Below are 17373 nucleotides of genomic sequence, written 5' to 3'. Positions count from 1 at the left end.
CGTCTAAACAACAATAAAAGGGACTCACCATCATGAAACACCTGAAAACTGTCTTGCTCACCAGCGTTCTGGCACTGCTTTCCAATTCGGTCATGGCCGACGCGGCCCATCCGAAAATCGGCTTTTCCATCGACGACCTGCGCCTTGAACGCTGGGCCCGCGACCGCGATTATTTCACCGCCGCCGCCGAACAACTGGGGGCCAAGGTCTATGTGCAGTCGGCGGACGCCAACGAACAGCGGCAGATCTCGCAGATTGAAAACCTGATCTCCCGGGGCGTCGACGTGATTGTGATCGTGCCGTTCAATGCCACGGTGCTGAACAACGTGGTGGCCGAGGCCAAGAAAGCCGGGGTGAAAGTACTGTCCTACGACCGGCTGATTTTGAATGCCGATATCGACGCCTACATCTCCTTCGATAACGAAAAGGTCGGCGAGATGCAGGCCCAGGGCGTGTTGAACGCGCAGCCTAAAGGCAATTACTTCCTGCTGGGCGGCGCACCTACCGACAACAACGCGAAGATCCTGCGCCAGGGCCAGATGAAGGTGCTGCAGCCTTCGATCGACAAGGGCGACATCAAGATTGTCGGCCAGCAATGGGTCAAGGAATGGAACCCCACCGAAGCCCTGAGCATTGTCGAAAACGCCCTGACCGCCAACAGCAACAAGATCGACGGCATCGTCGCCTCCAACGACGCCACCGCCGGCGGCGCGATCCAGGCCCTGGCAGCACAAAAACTCGCGGGCAAGGTGCCGGTCTCGGGCCAGGATGCCGACCTGGCCGCGATCAAGCGCGTGATCGCCGGCACCCAGACCATGACCGTCTACAAGCCCCTGAAGCTGCTGGCGTCCGAGGCGGCCAAGCTCTCGGTGCAACTGGTGCGTGACGAGAAACCGGCCTACAACTCGCAGTACGACAACGGCAGCAAACAGGTGTCGAGCATCCTGCTCAAGCCGACCGCGTTGACCAAGGACAACGTCAACGTGCTGGAAGAAGACGGGTTCTACACCAAAGCGCAAATCGCCGGGCAGTAAGCGTACGGCTCACTGCAGGGGCGGTTTGAGGCCGCTCCTGCCTTTTCGCTGTGGAATGAGTGCCCGCCATGTCCGACTACCTGCTGGAAATGAACAACATCGTCAAGACCTTCGGTGGCGTCAAAGCCCTGAATGGCATCGACATCAAGGTAAAACCCGGGGAATGCGTAGGGTTGTGCGGCGAGAACGGCGCCGGCAAATCGACCCTGATGAAAGTGCTGTCGGCGGTGTATCCCCATGGCACCTGGGACGGCGAAATCCTTTGGGACGGCCAGCCGTTGCGCGCCCACTCCATCGCCGAAACCGAAGCCTGCGGCATCGTGATCATCCATCAGGAACTGACCCTGGTACCCGACCTCTCGGTGGCCGAAAACATCTTCATGGGCCACGAGCTGACACTGCCCGGCGGGCGCATGAACTACCCCGCCATGATGCACCGTGCCGAAGCCCTGATGCGCGAGCTGAAAGTGCCGGACATGAACGTCGCCCTGCCCGTTTCGCAATACGGCGGCGGCTACCAGCAACTGGTGGAAATCGCCAAGGCCCTGAACAAGCAGGCGCGCCTGCTGATCCTCGACGAACCCTCCTCGGCGCTGACCCGCTCGGAAATCGAGGTGCTGCTGGACATCATCCGTGGGCTCAAGGCCAAGGGCGTCGCCTGCGTGTACATCTCCCACAAGCTCGATGAGGTCTCGGCCATCTGCGACACCATCGCGGTGATCCGCGACGGTAAACACATCGCGACCACGGCCATGGCCGAGATGGACGTATCGCGCATCATCACGCAGATGGTCGGCCGTGAGATGAGCAACCTCTACCCCACCGAACCCCATGCGGTCGGCGAGGTGCTGTTCGAGGCGCGCAACATCACCTGCTACGACGTCGATAACCCGAGCCGCAAGCGGGTGGACAATGTTTCGTTCAGCCTGCGCCGTGGCGAAATCCTCGGCATCGCCGGGCTGGTGGGCGCCGGCCGCACGGAACTGGTGTCGGCGCTGTTCGGCAGCTACCCCGGGCGCTACCAAGGCGAGGTGTGGCTGGATGGCAAGCCCATTGATACACGCACGCCGCTGAAGTCGATTCGCGCCGGGCTGTGCATGGTCCCGGAAGACCGCAAGCGCCAGGGCATCGTCCCGGACCTGGGCGTTGGGCAAAACATCACCCTGGCGGTGCTGGACCGTTTCTCGCACCTGACGCGCATCGATGCCGAGGCGGAACTGGGCAGCGTCGAGCAGGAAATCAAGCGCATGCACCTGAAGACGGCGAACCCGTTCCTGCCGATCACCAGCCTGTCCGGCGGCAACCAGCAGAAGGCCGTATTGGCCAAGATGCTCCTGACCAAACCTCGGGTGCTGATCCTCGACGAACCGACCCGTGGCGTGGACGTGGGCGCCAAATATGAGATCTACAAATTGATGGGCGCGCTGGCGGCCGAAGGCGTGTCGATCATCATGGTGTCTTCGGAGCTGGCCGAGGTGCTGGGGGTCTCCGACCGGGTGCTGGTGATCGGCGAGGGCCAGTTGCGCGGCGACTTCATCAACCAGGGCCTGACCCAGGAACAGGTGCTCGCCGCCGCCCTCAGCCAACCGAACGGGCATGACAATAATAATGATCGGAAGTCCGCGTAAATGAACCAGGTCAAACAGCTCTTCACCCGCTACAAAATGCTCGCCCTGTTGATCGCCGTGGTGCTGATCTGGGTGTTTTTCAGCTGGCAGACCGAAGGCGGTTTCCTGACCCCGCGCAACCTGTCGAACCTGCTGCGGCAGATGTCCATTACCGGCATCCTGGCCTGCGGCATGGTGCTGGTGATCATCAGCGGCGAGATCGACCTGTCGGTGGGCTCGATGCTCGGTTTGCTTGGCGGCGTCGCGGCGATCCTGGATGTGGTTTATCACATTCCCCTGCCGCTGAACCTGGCCATCGTCGCCCTCTGTGGCTTGCTGATTGGCCTGGGCAACGGCTACATGACCGCGTACCTGCGCATCCCCTCCTTCATCGTCGGCCTGGGCGGCATGCTCGCGTTTCGCGGGGTGCTGCTGGGCATTACCGGCGGCACCACGATTGCACCGGTTTCGCCACAACTGGTGTACATCGGCCAGGGTTACCTGCCGACGGTGGTCGGGGTGATTCTCGGCGTGTTGCTGTTCGGGCTGGCGATATTCCTGACCTGGCGCCAACGCCACAACCGCGCCCTTCACGGCTTGGCGCTGCCGTCGATGCTGCGCGACAGCGTGCGCGTGGTGTTGATCGGTTTCGTGCTGGCCGGCTTCGTCTACACCCTCAACAGCTACGACGGTATTCCCGTGCCGGTGCTGCTTCTGCTGGTGCTGCTGGGGGTGTTCAGTTACGTCACCAGCCAGACCGTCTTTGGCCGGCGCATCTACTCGGTGGGCAGCAACATGGAAGCCACGCGCCTGTCGGGGATCAACGTGCAGGCGGTCAAGCTGTGGATCTTCGGGATCATGGGCGTGATGTGCGCCCTCGCCGGGCTGGTCAACACCGCGCGCCTGGCGGCGGGTTCACCTTCGGCGGGCAACATGGGCGAATTGGATGCTATCGCGGCGTGCTTTATCGGCGGTACTTCAATGCGCGGCGGTTCGGGCACGGTGTACGGCGCCCTGCTCGGCGCACTGGTGATCAGCAGCCTGGACAACGGCATGTCGATGCTCGACGTGGACAGCTACTGGCAGATGATCGTCAAGGGCAGCATCCTGGTGCTGGCGGTGTGGGTGGATGTGAGTACGCGGACGGGGCGTCGCTGAGGTTGGGGCAATGGCATGGAGCTTGCTCTTGACCAGCAGGCGGCCGATATCGGCCTCGACTTGAGCAGAAACGACCCACGAGGCACATGCCATGCACAGTTTGTTCTTTGCAACCGCTCAGATGATCAACGGCCGCGTACAGTCCGTTGATTCCATGGACAAACATCCGGACCCTAGGGCAATGCCCCTTGAACTGCAGGCAAAGCTTGGCATCGCCCTTGGGCTGCTGGCCCTCGGCAGCTGTTTCGCGCTGTGGTTGATCGGCGCCTGAGCCTGCCCCAAAAAGAGGCTGGTGTTACCGCCCGGGCAACTCTATCGGGCGGTCCGGATCATGTCGGCAGCTTTTTCGCCGATCATGATGCACACCGAGTTGGGATTGCCTGAAATCAGGGTCGGCATGATCGACGCATCGGCCACCCGCAACCCTTCGATGCCATGCACCTTGAGGTCCGGCCCCACCACCGCCCGCTCATCCACACCCATGCGACAGGTGCCGGATGGATGCAGTGCGGCGTGGGCTTCCTGATGGCAAAACCGCTTCATCGCTTCGCGCGAGCGCACGGTGGGTTCCGGTACATGCCGACGAGCCACGTAGGGTTTGAAGGCCGCCTGGGCCATGATCTGTTCGCCCACCAGGCAACCGTCCACCAGGCTTTCAATGTCGTACGGATCGGAAAAGTAGTTGGGCACGATGCGCGGCGGGGACATCGGGTCGGCGGAGTAAAGCTCCACATAGCCCCTGGACCTTGGCCGTATCTGCCCCAGGTTCAACGTGCAGCCATTGCCGCCGGGCACCGAATCCACGCCCTCCTCGATGCCCGCGCCCACCACCATGAAATACTGGATATCCGGGTGCACCGCCGTCTTGTCGCCCCACCAGAACGCCCCGCCTTCAATCAGGTTGGACGCCGCCGGGCCTTGCCGGAACAACGCGTACTGCAACCCCGCCATAAGCTTCCACCAGGGTTTTTTGTACTTGTCATAGCTGTGGGGGCCGGTCAGCTCATACACCAGTGAAATTTCGATATGGTCCTGCAGGTTCTGCCCCACACCGGGCAAATCCTGAACCACTTTGATCCCGTGTTTTTCCAGCTGCTCAGCGGGCCCGATCCCCGACAACATCAGCAACCGGGGTGAGTTGATGGCGCCGCAGGACAGGATGATTTCCTTGTCGGCGTGCATCACCTGGCGCACGCCCTTATCCAGGTATTCGATGCCGACGGCCTTGTTGCCCTGCATCAGGATACGCAGCACCCGGCAGCCGGTCTTCACCGTCAGGTTCTTGCGCGACTTGGCCGGCGCCAGGTAGGCCACGGCGGCACTGCTGCGAAAGCCGTTTTTGGCGGTGATCTGGTACAGCCCGCAGCCCTCGGGCTGGCCTGAGTTGAAGTCTTCGTTATAGGGCAATCCAAACTGCTGGCAGGCCCGCAGCCAGACTTTGGTCAAGGGGTGGATATTGATCGGGTCCGACACCCCCAGCGGCCCGCCGACACCGTGCACCTCATTGCAGAACCGCTCGTTGTCCTCGGCCTTTTTGAAGTACGGCAACACGTCTTTATACGACCACCCGGCGGCGCCCTGTTCGGCCCAACCGTCGTAGTCGGCAGGCACGCCACGGATATAAATCATCGCATTCACCGAGCTGCCGCCCCCGAGCACGCTGGCCTGGACCATGGTCGGCGTTTCGCTGCGGTGCTGGTCCTCGGTCGGCTCCCACGCATAACGCTTGAGCAGCGGGCCCTGGGCGGTCTTGTAGTAGGCGCCGGGAATATGGATGTAAGGGCTGCGATCCCGCGGGCCTTCCTCGAACAGCACCACCGACGCTCCCGCATCCTCACTCAGGCGCGATGCGACTGTGCAGCCCGTGGAGCCGCCCCCGATTACGATGAAATCCACCATGACAACCTCAGATCTTTTTAGTATTCAGCCAGTGTCGAAACGCGCGTTATCAACCGACCAGGCCGGTTAACAGCGTCTTCAATTGTTGGGCGACGGCGTAGCTGTTTTGCTGCTGCTGTTTTTTGCAGAACAACTCACAACTCCACCACCCGGCGTAACCGGTGGCCTTTACCGCGGCGGTCCACTCGACCAGGTCGAGCACGCCGCTGCCGGTGGGCACATCGCGCAGCACTTCCTCATTCGGGATACCGCCTTCGAAGGCCAGTGAGTCGCAGACATGCACGCCGTAGATCACGTCCTTGTCGAGCCGGGCGACGTCCGCAGGGGTCACGCCGCTGGTAAAGCAATGCCAATAGTCGATCACCATCTTCACGTTGCTGCGCCCGGTGCGTTCAATCAGCTGCAGTTGGTGATCCAGGGTGTTGAGTGGCGTCCAGGACAAGGCTTCGAGGTAGAGCAGCAGACCGTATTGCCTGGCCACATCGGCCAAATCCGCCAGGTTGCTTGCCGTGCGGGCGTATTGTTCGGCCTGATCCATGCCCAGCAAGCCTGAGTAATGCAGGCTCTTGCCGATCGCCTGAAAATCAATCACCGCCTGTACATTGATCGGACCGGTGAGGACTTGCACGCCTTTGGCGCCCACCAGATTGGCCAGCTCAAATAGCCGCCGGGCTTCTTTGAACAGGTCGTCACGCTCGTCACCCTGGCGTTCGATATCCCGCAGGTAGCCGATGCCGGTGACAGGCACGTCGTTGAGCAGTGCTTGAAGCTCTGACTCGGTATAGCCGGCCTGCAGATACGCCTCCAGCTTGCCGCTGTTGATCTCCAGCGCGTCAAAACCCAGCGTCCGGGCGATGTCGATATCCATCGCCAGGGTCGAGTGTTTCGCAACGGTGGAATGCAGGGCGAGGACGTTATTTTGGGTTGCCATATGGCGCTCCTACGGTTGAGTAGCGATCAGCCAAGGCACCAACGGCCAACGCCGCGGCGTCCAGCCGTGCTTGGGGCAAGAGGCCCTCGGCGACGGCGGCGACAATCGCCCGAACGATCTGCGGCACGTGGGGCATAGCCTTTGCGGAAATCAGTAATAAGTCGGCCCCGGCATTCAGCGCGGCCACTGCGACCTCGCCGAGGGACATCTGGCCGATGGTTGAGCGGTGATCGAGGTCGATGGTCATGACCAGCCCCTTGAAGCCCAACTCCTGGCGCAACACGCCGATCAATTCAGGCGACACCGAGGCTGCGGTGGGCGGTGTGCATGCGGCGAATATCGCCGGGCCCATCATCACCGCATCGGCGCCAGCGTCGATCCCGGCCTGAAACCCGGGCCAGAAGGCTCGCAGTTGCTGCATGGACTCGCTGACCACCGCCGTTTCAGTCGACGGCTGCTGAAAAAGCACCGGGTGCCCGGGGAAGTGCTTCAGGGTGCTGGCCATCCCGGCCCGCCGCACGCCGCGCACATACGCACCGACCATCGCCGCCGTCTGGTGGACATCGCCCGACAGCGTGCGCCCCGCCAGCCACACATTACGGCCGCCGACCACATCCGCCGTCGGCGACAGCAGCAGGTTGACCCCGGTCGCCCGCGCGGCGGTGGCGACCTTGAAGCACGCCTGCTCCAGCGCCGCACAATCCATCGCCCGGGCCACATCGGGCTCCGGCAGCGCCGGGGTCACCCCTTGCAAGCGGTGCACGGCGGAGATGTCGGCATCGGCTGCCAGCAGCAGCGGCCCACCCAGTTCGGTGGCCGTGCCGGTAAAACGCTGCCAGATGTCCAGGGTTTCGGTTTGCAGGCGGCTGGCGCTCATTTTTCCGCTGACGTATTCCTCTCCCGTCTCGCCAAACAACAGGCTGCGCCCGCCATTGCCGAGGAACCGACGCACGTCATCCGTCATCTGCACGTCCAGCAATACCGGGAACAGTACGCCGTAGGCCTTGCGGTCATTCGCGCTCATGGCTGGTTTCCTGGGTGGCGATTGCCAGTTGACGAACCTTGGCAGCGGCGTCCAACAGAACCTGGCGGTCCAGGGTGCCTTCGTGGACGGCGGCGACAATCGCCTCGGCGATGCTGTCCAGGCCTGACTCGCTGGACACCAGCAACAGGTGCGCACCGGCCACCAGGGAGGCTACGGCGGTGTCGGGGATGGTGTTGCCGCGCAGTATCGACACCGCGTCCAGGTCATCGGAAATGATCAGGCCTTCGAAGCCCAGGGTGTCACGCAGTACGCCGATGACCTTCGACGAGGTGGACGCCGACTGCTGCGCATCAATCGCAGGAAACACCGCCGGGCCAGGCATGACGGCTTTTACGCCGGTGGCGATGACCTGCTTGAACACTTCAAGATTGTCATGCAGCAATTCCAGCGGCCCCGGCACGGTGGCTTCGGCAATGGCCGGATCGTGCTCGGTGATGTAGTGCCCGGGGAAGTGCTTGGCAGTGGCGATCACACCCGCGCGCTGCACCCCGCGGATAAACGCGCAGGACACTCGGCTGACTTCCACTGGATCCGCGCCCAGGTGCCGGTTGTGCAGCCATGGATTGACGCCGGTGACCACGTCCACGATGGGCGCCAGGAACAGATTCACGCCCAGCCCGCGGGCCGCGGCGGCCATCTCGAAGCAACGTTGCTCGAGGTCCTCGGCGCCGAGGTCCTGGAGCTGCGCCCGGGTGGCGACCGCCGGGACCAGTTGGTGCAGGCGTTCGATTCCGCCGAGTTCCTGGTCTACCGCGATCAGCACCGCAGAGCCCGCCAGCGCCGTGGCTTCCTTGACGATACTGATGAAATCGGCTTTGGACTCGCCCGCCTTGCGCGCCGGGCTCATGCCTCGGCCCACGTATTCATCCCGGGTTTCCCCAAGCAACAGGGACACACCACCACGGCTCAGGTAACGGCGCACATTGTCGTCCAGGTGCAAATCCCCGAATGCGGGAAGCAGTACCGAATACGCGGCGCGATGCAGTTCGCTTGACATTGTTTTTCCTCAACAGCGTTTGGGTGAGTCGTTGGATGCGCAGCGGTGCCACGCATGAAATCAATTACCGCGGGAAAGGCACCCAGGCCCGCTGCTGGTGGGATTCGAGGCTGGCCTGGGACAACAACACCCCGCGCACGCCTTCGTGAATATCCGGCAACGGGACGCTGGTCGCTGTGCGCCATTGCGCCCCGGCGTCCAGGGCCTCGGCGAAGTCGGCGTACAGCACGGCCAGCGCTTCCAGATAACCTTCGGTATTGCCCGCCGGCAAGCTGGTGAACGTCAGCGTCTGCGGCCTGTTGTCGGACTGGCCTCGCCGATAGATGCGGTCTGCACCGTCAGTGGGCGTGAACAACAGGGTTTCCGGTGACTCCTGGCACCATTCGAGCGAAGCCAGGCTGCCGACGACCTTGAAGCGCAAGCCGTTGCGATGCCCGGGCGCGGCGAAACTGGCCCACAACAATCCATCCACGCCGCCGTCGAATTCCAGTTGCACCACGCAGGTATCGTCCAGGCCCCAACCCGGCACCACGCTGGTCAACTTGGCGTTGAGCTGGGTGCAGCGCTGCCCGGACAGAAACTCCAACAGGTTGAAGGCGTGGGTGCCGACGTCTCCCAGCGCGCCGGTGGGGCCGGCCTTTTGCGGGTCACCGCGCCACGCCAGGCTATTGCTCAAGCCGGACACGCCGGGGGCCAGCCACTCCAGCAGGTATTCGACGTACAGGAAGCGCAGCTCACCCAGCTCGCCGGCCTGGATTCGACTGCGGGCGTCCCTGACCATCGGGTAGCCCTGGTAGGTGTAGGTCAGCGCAAAAAATGTCCCATGGCGCTCGGCAAGGCTCGCCAACTCACGGGCTTCGTCAGGGTGGTTGACCAGGGGCTTGTCGCAGATCACCGGGATGCCCGCCTCCAGGAACAACCGGCACGGTTCGAAGTGCAAGTGGTTGGGCGTCACGATAACCACCGCCTCGATCGGGTCGGGGCGGCGAGACTCGGCGGCCGCCATGTCCTCGAACGACAAGTAGATACGTTCGGGTTCAATAGTGAGCGCTGCGCCCGCCTCGCGGCATTTATCCGCGTCGGCAGAGAATGCGCCGGCGACGATATCGAAGCGATTACACAGGCGCATCGCGGCGCGGTGGTAACTGGCGAAGTAAGCGCCCTGCCCGCCGCCGACCATGCCGACCTTGAGTCGCCTCTTTCCGGGAATGTCGCCGGTCAACCTTGCCATCGCCCAATCCTCCGCAAAAAGCATTGGCCCGAGTATCAGGGGTGACCGGTGTTTCCACCATTTCGCACCCTTGGCGATACCTGACGCGGACTGAAGCACTCCTGCGCAGCACGGGGTGTTACCCGTCGCTATCGAATGTGTTACTGGGCGGACCGCCACCGTCACGATTGACCCGTGAAAACCACAACGCACTGGCGCCGAACCTTCAGCAAAAGCGCTTACAATCTGACGCATTCAGTTATGCTCAAACTTCATGTTTGAACTTAAATAAACGGCATGAAAGATGCTTTGGTAATGATCGGAAGTTTCAAACGCTTAAACGGTTATTACGGTTATGCCCAAGGTTATTCGATCACCGCGCTATAACTTTAATAACTGGCGCCTTAACCCAGCCAAGTACATCGAGATAATAATGCCCAGCCGCCCGGACTCATCGCCCCTGTCATTAGCCGCCGCCACCTCCCACCCCGAGCGACAGCAGGCGCGCAGCGACTTGCAGGCCAATGTGCAAAAGAACCTGAGCACGCTGGTGGAGTCCTGCCGGTCGGTGGCCGACATGTGCCGCAAAGTTGATGTGAACCGCCAGCAGTTCAACAAGTACCTGGTGGGCCAGCACGTGCCGTCGCAGAAGATTCTGCAAAAGATCGGCCGCTATTTCATGATGGAAGCCGAAGACCTCTTCCGCCCGCCCGCCGAGTTCAAGAAGTTCTATGAAGGCTATGAAAACGAACTGCCGACCGGCTTGCGGGCTTCGGAGCAGTTCAATCATTTCCTGCCGCTGGCCAAGCAGTCGGCTGACGTGCTCGAAGACTATCTGGGGGTGTATTACCGCTACCACAATTCATCGATCTACAAGGGCCGGATCCTGCGTTCGGTCACCTGCCTGTACCGCGCCGACTCGATGGTGCAGTACGTCACCGTCGAGCGCTTTCCGCTGCGCGATGGCAGCGGCAAGATCGGGTATTCATTCACCTACCACGGGTTCTGCCTGCTGCTGGGCGATCGCCTGTTCATGGTGGATTTCGAAGGCAAGCAACGTAACGAAATGACGTTCTCGATCCTGACGCCGCAGCATCGTCGGCCGATCCGTTTTCTCTACGGGTTGGTGACGGGTGTGGCGTCGTCCTCGTTCCGCCAGCCCTTCTCCACGCGCATGGCGCTGGGACTGGTGGACAAGGGCAAGATCCGCAAGCATCACTTGCGCAATGCAACGGTGCTGTTGCCCAGCGACCAGTCGATCCCGCTAGACGTACGTGAATACATGACCGGCGACAACGCCACCATTGTCTGGGGCGGTCAGGACTGAGGGACCTGCAGGGGCTGGCGTGCCGTCATCATTTCAACCAGCGACGGGCCCTTGCTGTTGAGGGCTTTGACGAGGGTCGCGCTGAGTTGTGACGCGTGTTCGACGCGCCAGGCTTCAAGGCCGAAGTTTCGGGCGATGCCGGCGAAGTCCGGGGCATAGGGTTTGCCATCCGGCAGGTTGAATTCACCGGCCCGGTGCTGCTCGATGGGCGACGTCTGTACGTCGCCCAGGGCTTCGTCACCGTTGCTGTTGAAGACCAGGAATACCACCGGAATGCTGTGCATCACGCACACGGCCATCTCTTGCATCGACTGCAGGAAATCCCGGCTGCCCACGGCACAGACCACCTGGCGGGCGGGCATGGCGAGCTTGGCGCCGATAGCCGCCGGGACGGCCCAGCCGAGGGTGGCGGGGTTGCCGGCGCACAAGTGCCTGCCGGGGTAATGCACCGGGAACATCTTGCGGGCCATGGGCTGGGTGGGGCCGCTACCGAAGACGAGGATGGCGTCGTTTTCCAGCACGGAGGATGAGGCGCGGCCTTCGCGCAGTACGCTGATTTTACGCGGGGTGGGTTGGGGTTCTGCACGCAGGGTGGCGGGTGGCAGGCTGGCGTTGGTGGAGGCGCCTTGGAGGGCGTCGTCAATGGACAGGCTGACAGGGCCGGGATGGGCGCTCAGCATGGTGTCGAAGGCTTGGCGCAGGGCTTGGGGTAGCTGTTGTAGTGTCGAAACCGTCGCGTGATCTTTCATGACGTTGGCGGCTATCGTTTCGGGCTGGGCGTTACTGATAACCAGCAGCGCGCAGGCGTCCTGGTGCGCGGTGGCGAGGGCTCCCAGGGCTGAGGGGATGCCCAGGGGGCCCGTGAGTACGACGGCCATGGGGCGACCGCACGCACGGTAGTAGCCGTCGGCGAGGTGCACGGCGCTGTGGGCCTGGATGACGTGGATAAAGGGGATGTCGGTGCCTGGGGTCAGCAGCGCTTCCACCAGCGCCCGGGCGCCGTCGCCCGGGGGCCCGGCTACGTAGTCGACACTGTTGGCCTTGAGTGCCTTGGCGATGATTTGGCCACCTGTGAATTTCACTCGATACTCCAGCGAATGCGCGGCGTCTGGGCCGGGATCAGGCTTGGAGTATTCGCCTGGTGCGGGGTGGGCTCAATTTCGCACCTTGGGTAAAAGAGACGCAGATTGACGCAGATATTGGGGCTCACTACAGCACAGGCCTGCAGGCCGGCTTGAGTGTTAGAAGCCAAATCAAAAGCTAAAGCGGGCACGGTCAAATGTGGGAGCTGACTTGCCAGCGATGGCATCGCCCAGGTGTGTCTGATGTACCGAGTTGTCTGCATCGCAGGCAAGCCAGCGCCTACAGAAAAGCCGCTCTGCTTCTGCTCTGGTTTCTAACCTGCAGGTCGGCTTTCAGGCCGCCGTGCTCTTGCTACGGATCCCCCCAGAAACCCCTGGCCCCCCACGTGCGCCGCTTAGGTCACTCCAATGCGTCAGAGTGCGTCGCTTTTAACCCCCCTGCGAAATTGAGCCCCCCGCCTCCCCGCTCAATACTCAACCCATGAAAACAACAAGCCGAGCCTATCAAGCGCTGGGCGCACCGCTTCAGGCCCGCAACACCCTGCAGCCCGGAATAAGCGTGCGTCGCCCCGCCAAGGAAGAGTCAATCGGAACAGTGGAGGCCTTACCACCCTCCCCAGCAGCATGGAATCAATGCTGGCCATAACACTGCCGATCCAACTGACTGCATACAAAAGGACGCACCTGGCATCGACACCAGGCCCATGCCTTGCAAGTCGCTCAACATTTGCACCCACCACCCAGGCAGGAACTCGAAATGAAAAAAGAAATAGAGACGGGTTATGGTTTGACCGGCATTGACTTCAATTCCCTCAGCTTGAAACGACGCTCGTTCCTGCTGGGCGCTGCCGCCTCTGCCGCAGGCTTGTACCTCGGCTCGTTCGTGCCCAGCGCATTTGCCGCCACCACCGGGCACCTGGAAATCCTCGGCTGGGAAGGCGAAACCGGCGACGCCGAACTCGCCGACTGGCGCAAGCAACGCAACGTTACCGTGCGCTCCAGTTATGCCAGCAACCAGGACGACATCACCGCCCGGCTGGCAGGCTCCGATCCGGTGCAGCTCGACCTGACCATGTACGCCTTGGGCTACGAAAAGATCTATCAGGAAATGGGCCTGCTCAAGGCCATCGACACCACGAAGATCCCCAACTATTCCGCCGACAATACCCTCGCGCTGTTCTACAAGGGCAGCCGTTGGTACTGGGACGGCAAGCAATGGGGCATCCCGTTGCTGTGGGGGATGAACACCATCATCTACAACCCCAAGAACGTCAAAAAGCCCACCCAATACACCGACCTGCTGGACCCCAAGCTCAAGGGCAAGTTGACCTTTGTCGATGACGGCACCTCGAACTGGTCGCTGATCGCGACCATCGCCGGCTACGGCGACAAGTACCCCAACCTGACCCGCGCCGAATTCAACGACGCCTTTGAAAAACTCAAGCCGTACCGTGATCAATGCCGCGTGTTCGCGGCTTCGTCGGGTGACGCGGTATCGCTGCTGGTATCGGGTGAAGTGGACGCGGTGTTCTCGGCCTCCGCCAACACCCCGAGCGAAACCATCAAGCGTGGCGTGACCACTGCCCTGTCGGTGCCCAGCGAAGGCGCAGCGCTGTGGTGCGATGCGTTGTTCATCCCGAAAACCGCCAAGGATATTCCCCTGGCCCTGGAGTTCATCAACAAGACCCTGGAGCCCGATACCCAGGCCAAGATGGCAACCACGATGTTCTCCGGCGTGGTCAACCCCAAGGCCGTGCCGCTGCTGCCCGAGGACCTGAGAAACACCTTTGACTACGCGAACCTCGACAGCTTCTTCGAGAAATCCAAACTCTATGGCCAACCGCCCCTGAGCTCCGAAAAGTATGTGACCTATGCGGAATGGATCGATCAGTGGGCGAACTTCAAAGGCTCGTTCTAGAGCGCTTGGCACGCCGGCGCTGGCAACCGTGGGGTGGGTGTTCATCAACACGCGCCCCACGGGTCAACGCGCCCTGACTCTCGAATAAAAACGCAAAGGCAACCTCATCATGACCGTAGTCAACAACACCGAGTCCATGCCCCTGGACGACGGCGATTCAAGGGTCGGTAAACACGTGAAGATGGATAAGAGAACCCTCAGCGGGTATTGGCTGGCGTCGCCGCCGTTGCTGTTTCTGGTGGTGTTCTTTCTGGTTCCGTCGGCACTGTTGCTGATTGCCAGTTTCTGGACCGCCAAGACCTTCAGCATGGAGCCCGCCGCCACCCTGGCCAACTATGCCAAGGCCCTGAGCGCCAGCGGGTTTTATGACTCGCTGTGGATCGCCCTGCAAAACGGCTTCTGGACCGCCCTGCTCTCCACCGTGATCAGTGCGCCGGTGGCCTATTACATCGTGTACCGCACACGCTCCAACGCCGTGTTGTACCTGGCGTTGGTGTCGTGGTTTTCCAGTTACCTGGTACGGGTCTACGCATGGCGCTCGATCCTGGGCACCAACGGCGTGATCAACTCCACCCTGCTGCACTTCGGCCTGATCGACCAGCCGCTGGAGTGGCTGGTGTTCAGCAAGTTCGCCGTGGTGCTGACCCTGGTGCACATCATGCTGCCCTTCACCCTGTTGCTGCTGGTGTCGGGCCTGCGGGACATCAAGAAGGACTACCTGGAGGCCGCTGCCGACCTGGGCGCCGGCGGTGTCACCATTCTGTGGCGGGTGATCATGCCGATGGCCCACAAGAGCATCGTCAGCTCGTTCATGTTCACCTTCGTGCTGGCCGCCAGCGACTACGTCACCCCGCAACTGCTGGGCGGCCGGGATGCGATGACCACCGGGCTGGTGATCGCCAACCAGTTCCGCTCGGTAGGTAACTGGCCACTCGGTGCGGCGATGGCTTATCTGCTGTTGATCGTGTTCATGCTGGTGTACGCGTTGCTGCTGGGGGTGTTGCGCGCAGCCAACCTGGCACCCGGCAAGCGTTACCACGACTGACTGCCGCTCATAAAAAAGGTAACTCCCCATGATCCGGTTATTCACTTACGTCTACATGTTGTTCCTCTACGCGCCCATCGCGATTATCGCGCTGTTCAGCTTTCACTCGTCCGCCTCGCTGTCGTTCCCGTTCGAGGGTTTTTCCACGCGCTGGTACGAGGCGCTGTTCAGCAGTTCGGACTTCATGACAGCCCTGACCAACAGTGCGATCGTCGCCGCCGGTTCGGCGATTCTCACCACGCTGCTGGGCACGTTCTCGGCCCTGGCGCTGATGCGCATGAAAGGCCGGGTAAAAGCAGTGTTCGCGTTCATGAACTTCGCCCCCATCGCCTTGCCCGGTTTGTTTTTGGGGATTGCACTGGTGATTTTCTTCTCACTGGTCGGCCTGCCCCGCTCGCTGCTGACGGTGATCATCGGCCACACCCTGTTCACCTTTCCGTTCTTCGTGGAGTCGGTGCGCTCACGGCTGGAGTATTTCGACCTGTCGTTCGAGGAGGCCGCGCGTGACCTCGGCGCCTCGCCCCTCAAAGCGTTCTGGCTGGTGACGCTGCCGATCATCGGGCCAACCATTGCCGGCGCCGCGATCCTCGCGGTGGCGCTGTCGATGGATGAATTCCTGATCACCGTGTTCGTCACCGGCAGCGACACCACGCTGCCCCTCATGATTCTTTCGATGATGCGCCGCGCCGTCAGCCCCACCATCAATGCCGCCTCGGTATTCATGCTGGTGGTGACCATAGCCATCATCGCCATTGCCGGCCTGGTCATGACCTTGCGTCGTCGCCGCCTCGAACTTGAACGTGCTGAAACTGCAGAGTAATCACCATGACCAACAGTATTGAACTGACCGGGATTTCCAAGAGCTACGGCAACCTCACTGCCCTGGGCAAAGTCGACCTCACGGTAAAACGCAACGAGATCCTGACACTGCTCGGCCCCAGTGGCTGCGGCAAGACCACCCTGATGCGGATCATTGCCGGCTTCGAAGAGCCCACCACCGGCAAAGTGGTGATCGACGGCAAGGACTCCACCGCCCTGGCGCCTGAACACCGCCCGGTGAATATGGTGTTCCAGAAGTACGCGCTGTTCCCGCACCTGGACGTGTTCGACAACGTGGCCTTCGGGTTGCGTTTGAAGAAGAAGCCCAAGGATGAGATCAAGCGTGAAGTGAACAAGGCGCTGGAACTGGTGCAACTGGAAAGCTTCAAGAGCCGCTGGATCTCCGAGCTCAGTGGCGGGCAGGCGCAACGTGTGGCCCTGGCCCGCGCACTGGTGAATCGCCCGGCGGTGTTGCTGCTGGACGAGCCGCTGGCGGCCCTGGACCTGAAGATTCGCCATCACATGCTTAACGAGATCAAGCGCATCCACGAAGAGACTTCCACCACGTTTGTGTATGTGACTCACGACCAGGACGAAGCGATGATCTTGTCGGACCGTGTGGTACTGCTGAACAAGGGTGGCATCGAGCAGATCGGCGGGCCGCAGGAGATGTATTGGTCGCCGCGCACGTTGTTTGCCGCCAGGTTTTTCGGCGATACCAATATCGTCAACGGCACGTATGGGCTCGGTGGCGTGGTCGAATTGCCGTTTGGGCGTTATGCCCATACGGCTAAAAGCGGCGTGGGTGCAGGGCCGGTGAATGTGTCGATCCGGCCTGAAACCATCGGCCTTGAGCCGGCTCTGGGCGCCGCACTGGCCGACGGTGCGTTCGCCGGGAAGGTCAAGGACACTTCGTTTATCGGTAATCGGGTGATCTACCGCGTGGAGGTGGCCGGTGGCACGCTTGATCTCAAATGCCAGCAACTACCGACTCCCGGCAGCCACGCACTGCCGCCGGGTACGAACGTGGCGTTGACCTGCAAACCGGAAAGCTTTGTGGTGATTCCGGTCTGAAGGGGTTGAACATGGGGCCTGGCTGAAGCAGCCGAGGTTCATTTTTACGCTAGATCATGCGCTCTTTCACGGGAGGCTGGTCTGGCGTTTTTTTTGCCCGGGGGGAAGAGAGTAATGGTCGGTTTTATTGAGCGGGAAGTGGGCCCTCCGGTAAGTCTAGATTTACCGGGGGCCCGTGCCGGGCTGACCATCTCATTAGGGCTCTGCCTCGCCTAGGCTCGGCGTTC

The 17373-nt window shown here is 61.7% G+C and carries 15 protein-coding genes; 9 read left to right on the top strand and 6 right to left on the bottom strand.

What is annotated here, in order from left to right:
• Positions 1–32 precede the first annotated feature (32 nt).
• The 4 genes from xylF (at position 33) to HX824_RS22970 (ending at position 4070) form a co-directional block, all read left to right on the top strand.
• Positions 33–1034 carry a D-xylose ABC transporter substrate-binding protein gene (gene xylF, locus HX824_RS22985; protein ID WP_003219660.1) on the top strand — a complete coding sequence of 334 codons (1002 nt, stop codon included), beginning with the start codon at positions 33–35 and terminating at the stop codon, positions 1032–1034.
• 68 nt (positions 1035–1102) lie between these two features.
• Entirely contained in the window at positions 1103–2662 is a 1560-nt protein-coding gene (gene xylG, locus HX824_RS22980; RefSeq protein WP_087693041.1) for a D-xylose ABC transporter ATP-binding protein, read from the top strand.
• Positions 2663–3799 (top strand): sugar ABC transporter permease, encoded by a 1137-nt coding sequence (locus HX824_RS22975; RefSeq protein WP_003219656.1) that lies wholly within the window; start codon positions 2663–2665, stop codon positions 3797–3799.
• A 91-nt stretch (positions 3800–3890) separates the two neighbouring features.
• Positions 3891–4070, top strand: coding sequence for a hypothetical protein (locus HX824_RS22970; protein ID WP_032899468.1), 180 nt, complete (start codon positions 3891–3893; stop codon positions 4068–4070).
• Between the two features lie 41 nt (positions 4071–4111).
• Here HX824_RS22970 and HX824_RS22965 read toward each other — a convergent pair whose 3' ends face one another.
• The 5 genes from HX824_RS22965 to HX824_RS22945 all read right to left on the bottom strand — a co-directional run bounded on the left by HX824_RS22965 (position 4112) and on the right by HX824_RS22945 (position 9902).
• Complete coding sequence (locus HX824_RS22965; protein WP_177055122.1) at positions 4112–5698, bottom strand: GMC family oxidoreductase; 1587 nt, start codon at positions 5696–5698, stop codon at positions 4112–4114.
• Positions 5699–5747: 49 nt separating this feature from the next.
• Positions 5748–6629: a sugar phosphate isomerase/epimerase gene (locus HX824_RS22960; protein WP_008436029.1), complete on the bottom strand. Its 882-nt coding sequence runs from the start codon at positions 6627–6629 to the stop codon at positions 5748–5750.
• Positions 6613–7653 (bottom strand): glycoside hydrolase family 3 N-terminal domain-containing protein, encoded by a 1041-nt coding sequence (locus HX824_RS22955; RefSeq protein ID WP_008436030.1) that lies wholly within the window; start codon positions 7651–7653, stop codon positions 6613–6615. Before HX824_RS22955 ends, HX824_RS22960 begins: the two co-directional genes overlap by 17 nt.
• Positions 7640–8671 carry a glycoside hydrolase family 3 N-terminal domain-containing protein gene (locus HX824_RS22950; protein WP_008436031.1) on the bottom strand — a complete coding sequence of 344 codons (1032 nt, stop codon included), beginning with the start codon at positions 8669–8671 and terminating at the stop codon, positions 7640–7642. The genes HX824_RS22955 and HX824_RS22950 overlap by 14 nt, the downstream gene beginning before the upstream one ends.
• Positions 8672–8735: 64 nt before the next feature.
• Complete coding sequence (locus HX824_RS22945; RefSeq protein WP_177040046.1) at positions 8736–9902, bottom strand: Gfo/Idh/MocA family protein; 1167 nt, start codon at positions 9900–9902, stop codon at positions 8736–8738.
• Between the two features lie 439 nt (positions 9903–10341).
• On the opposite strand from HX824_RS22945, the gene HX824_RS22940 reads away from it, so the two are divergent.
• The gene (locus tag HX824_RS22940; RefSeq protein WP_032899479.1) at positions 10342–11208 is read left to right on the top strand and encodes a helix-turn-helix transcriptional regulator; all 867 of its coding nucleotides are present in this window, start codon (positions 10342–10344) and stop codon (positions 11206–11208) included.
• On the opposite strand, the gene HX824_RS22935 is transcribed toward HX824_RS22940, so the two are convergent.
• Entirely contained in the window at positions 11199–12290 is a 1092-nt protein-coding gene (locus HX824_RS22935) for a thiamine pyrophosphate-dependent enzyme (protein ID WP_177055121.1), read from the bottom strand. The two genes, HX824_RS22940 and HX824_RS22935, sit on opposite strands and share 10 nt — an antisense overlap.
• Before the next feature lie 757 nt (positions 12291–13047).
• On the opposite strand from HX824_RS22935, the gene HX824_RS22930 reads away from it, so the two are divergent.
• From HX824_RS22930 to HX824_RS22915, 4 genes are all read left to right on the top strand, one after another.
• Positions 13048–14208: a PotD/PotF family extracellular solute-binding protein gene (locus tag HX824_RS22930; RefSeq protein ID WP_008430158.1), complete on the top strand. Its 1161-nt coding sequence runs from the start codon at positions 13048–13050 to the stop codon at positions 14206–14208.
• Positions 14209–14317: 109 nt separating this feature from the next.
• A complete protein-coding gene (locus tag HX824_RS22925; protein ID WP_008430156.1) occupies positions 14318–15253 on the top strand; it encodes an ABC transporter permease in 936 nt (311 codons plus the stop codon).
• Positions 15254–15281: 28 nt separating this feature from the next.
• Positions 15282–16073, top strand: coding sequence for an ABC transporter permease (locus HX824_RS22920; protein WP_008430153.1), 792 nt, complete (start codon positions 15282–15284; stop codon positions 16071–16073).
• Positions 16074–16078: 5 nt separating this feature from the next.
• Entirely contained in the window at positions 16079–17146 is a 1068-nt protein-coding gene (locus HX824_RS22915; protein WP_008430152.1) for an ABC transporter ATP-binding protein, read from the top strand.
• Positions 17147–17373 lie beyond the last annotated feature (227 nt).

It is taken from the genome of Pseudomonas sp. D4002, assembly GCF_013385665.1.
Taxonomy (GTDB): Bacteria; Pseudomonadota; Gammaproteobacteria; order Pseudomonadales; family Pseudomonadaceae; genus Aquipseudomonas.
This window is presented reverse-complemented; position numbering and strand designations above follow the sequence as displayed.

Excerpts from the sequence above, each read along its gene's own strand:
- xylF (WP_003219660.1), top strand. The coding sequence starts at position 33 with ATGAAACACCTGAAAACTGTCTTGCTCACCAGCGTTCTGGCACTGCTT.
- xylG (WP_087693041.1), top strand. The coding sequence starts at position 1,103 with ATGTCCGACTACCTGCTGGAAATGAACAACATCGTCAAGACCTTCGGT.
- HX824_RS22975 (WP_003219656.1), top strand. The coding sequence starts at position 2,663 with ATGAACCAGGTCAAACAGCTCTTCACCCGCTACAAAATGCTCGCCCTG.
- HX824_RS22970 (WP_032899468.1), top strand. The coding sequence starts at position 3,891 with ATGCACAGTTTGTTCTTTGCAACCGCTCAGATGATCAACGGCCGCGTA.
- HX824_RS22965 (WP_177055122.1), bottom strand. The coding sequence starts at position 5,698 with ATGGTGGATTTCATCGTAATCGGGGGCGGCTCCACGGGCTGCACAGTC.
- HX824_RS22960 (WP_008436029.1), bottom strand. The coding sequence starts at position 6,629 with ATGGCAACCCAAAATAACGTCCTCGCCCTGCATTCCACCGTTGCGAAA.
- HX824_RS22955 (WP_008436030.1), bottom strand. The coding sequence starts at position 7,653 with ATGAGCGCGAATGACCGCAAGGCCTACGGCGTACTGTTCCCGGTATTG.
- HX824_RS22950 (WP_008436031.1), bottom strand. The coding sequence starts at position 8,671 with ATGTCAAGCGAACTGCATCGCGCCGCGTATTCGGTACTGCTTCCCGCA.
- HX824_RS22945 (WP_177040046.1), bottom strand. The coding sequence starts at position 9,902 with ATGGCAAGGTTGACCGGCGACATTCCCGGAAAGAGGCGACTCAAGGTC.
- HX824_RS22930 (WP_008430158.1), top strand. The coding sequence starts at position 13,048 with ATGAAAAAAGAAATAGAGACGGGTTATGGTTTGACCGGCATTGACTTC.
- HX824_RS22925 (WP_008430156.1), top strand. The coding sequence starts at position 14,318 with ATGACCGTAGTCAACAACACCGAGTCCATGCCCCTGGACGACGGCGAT.
- HX824_RS22920 (WP_008430153.1), top strand. The coding sequence starts at position 15,282 with ATGATCCGGTTATTCACTTACGTCTACATGTTGTTCCTCTACGCGCCC.
- HX824_RS22915 (WP_008430152.1), top strand. The coding sequence starts at position 16,079 with ATGACCAACAGTATTGAACTGACCGGGATTTCCAAGAGCTACGGCAAC.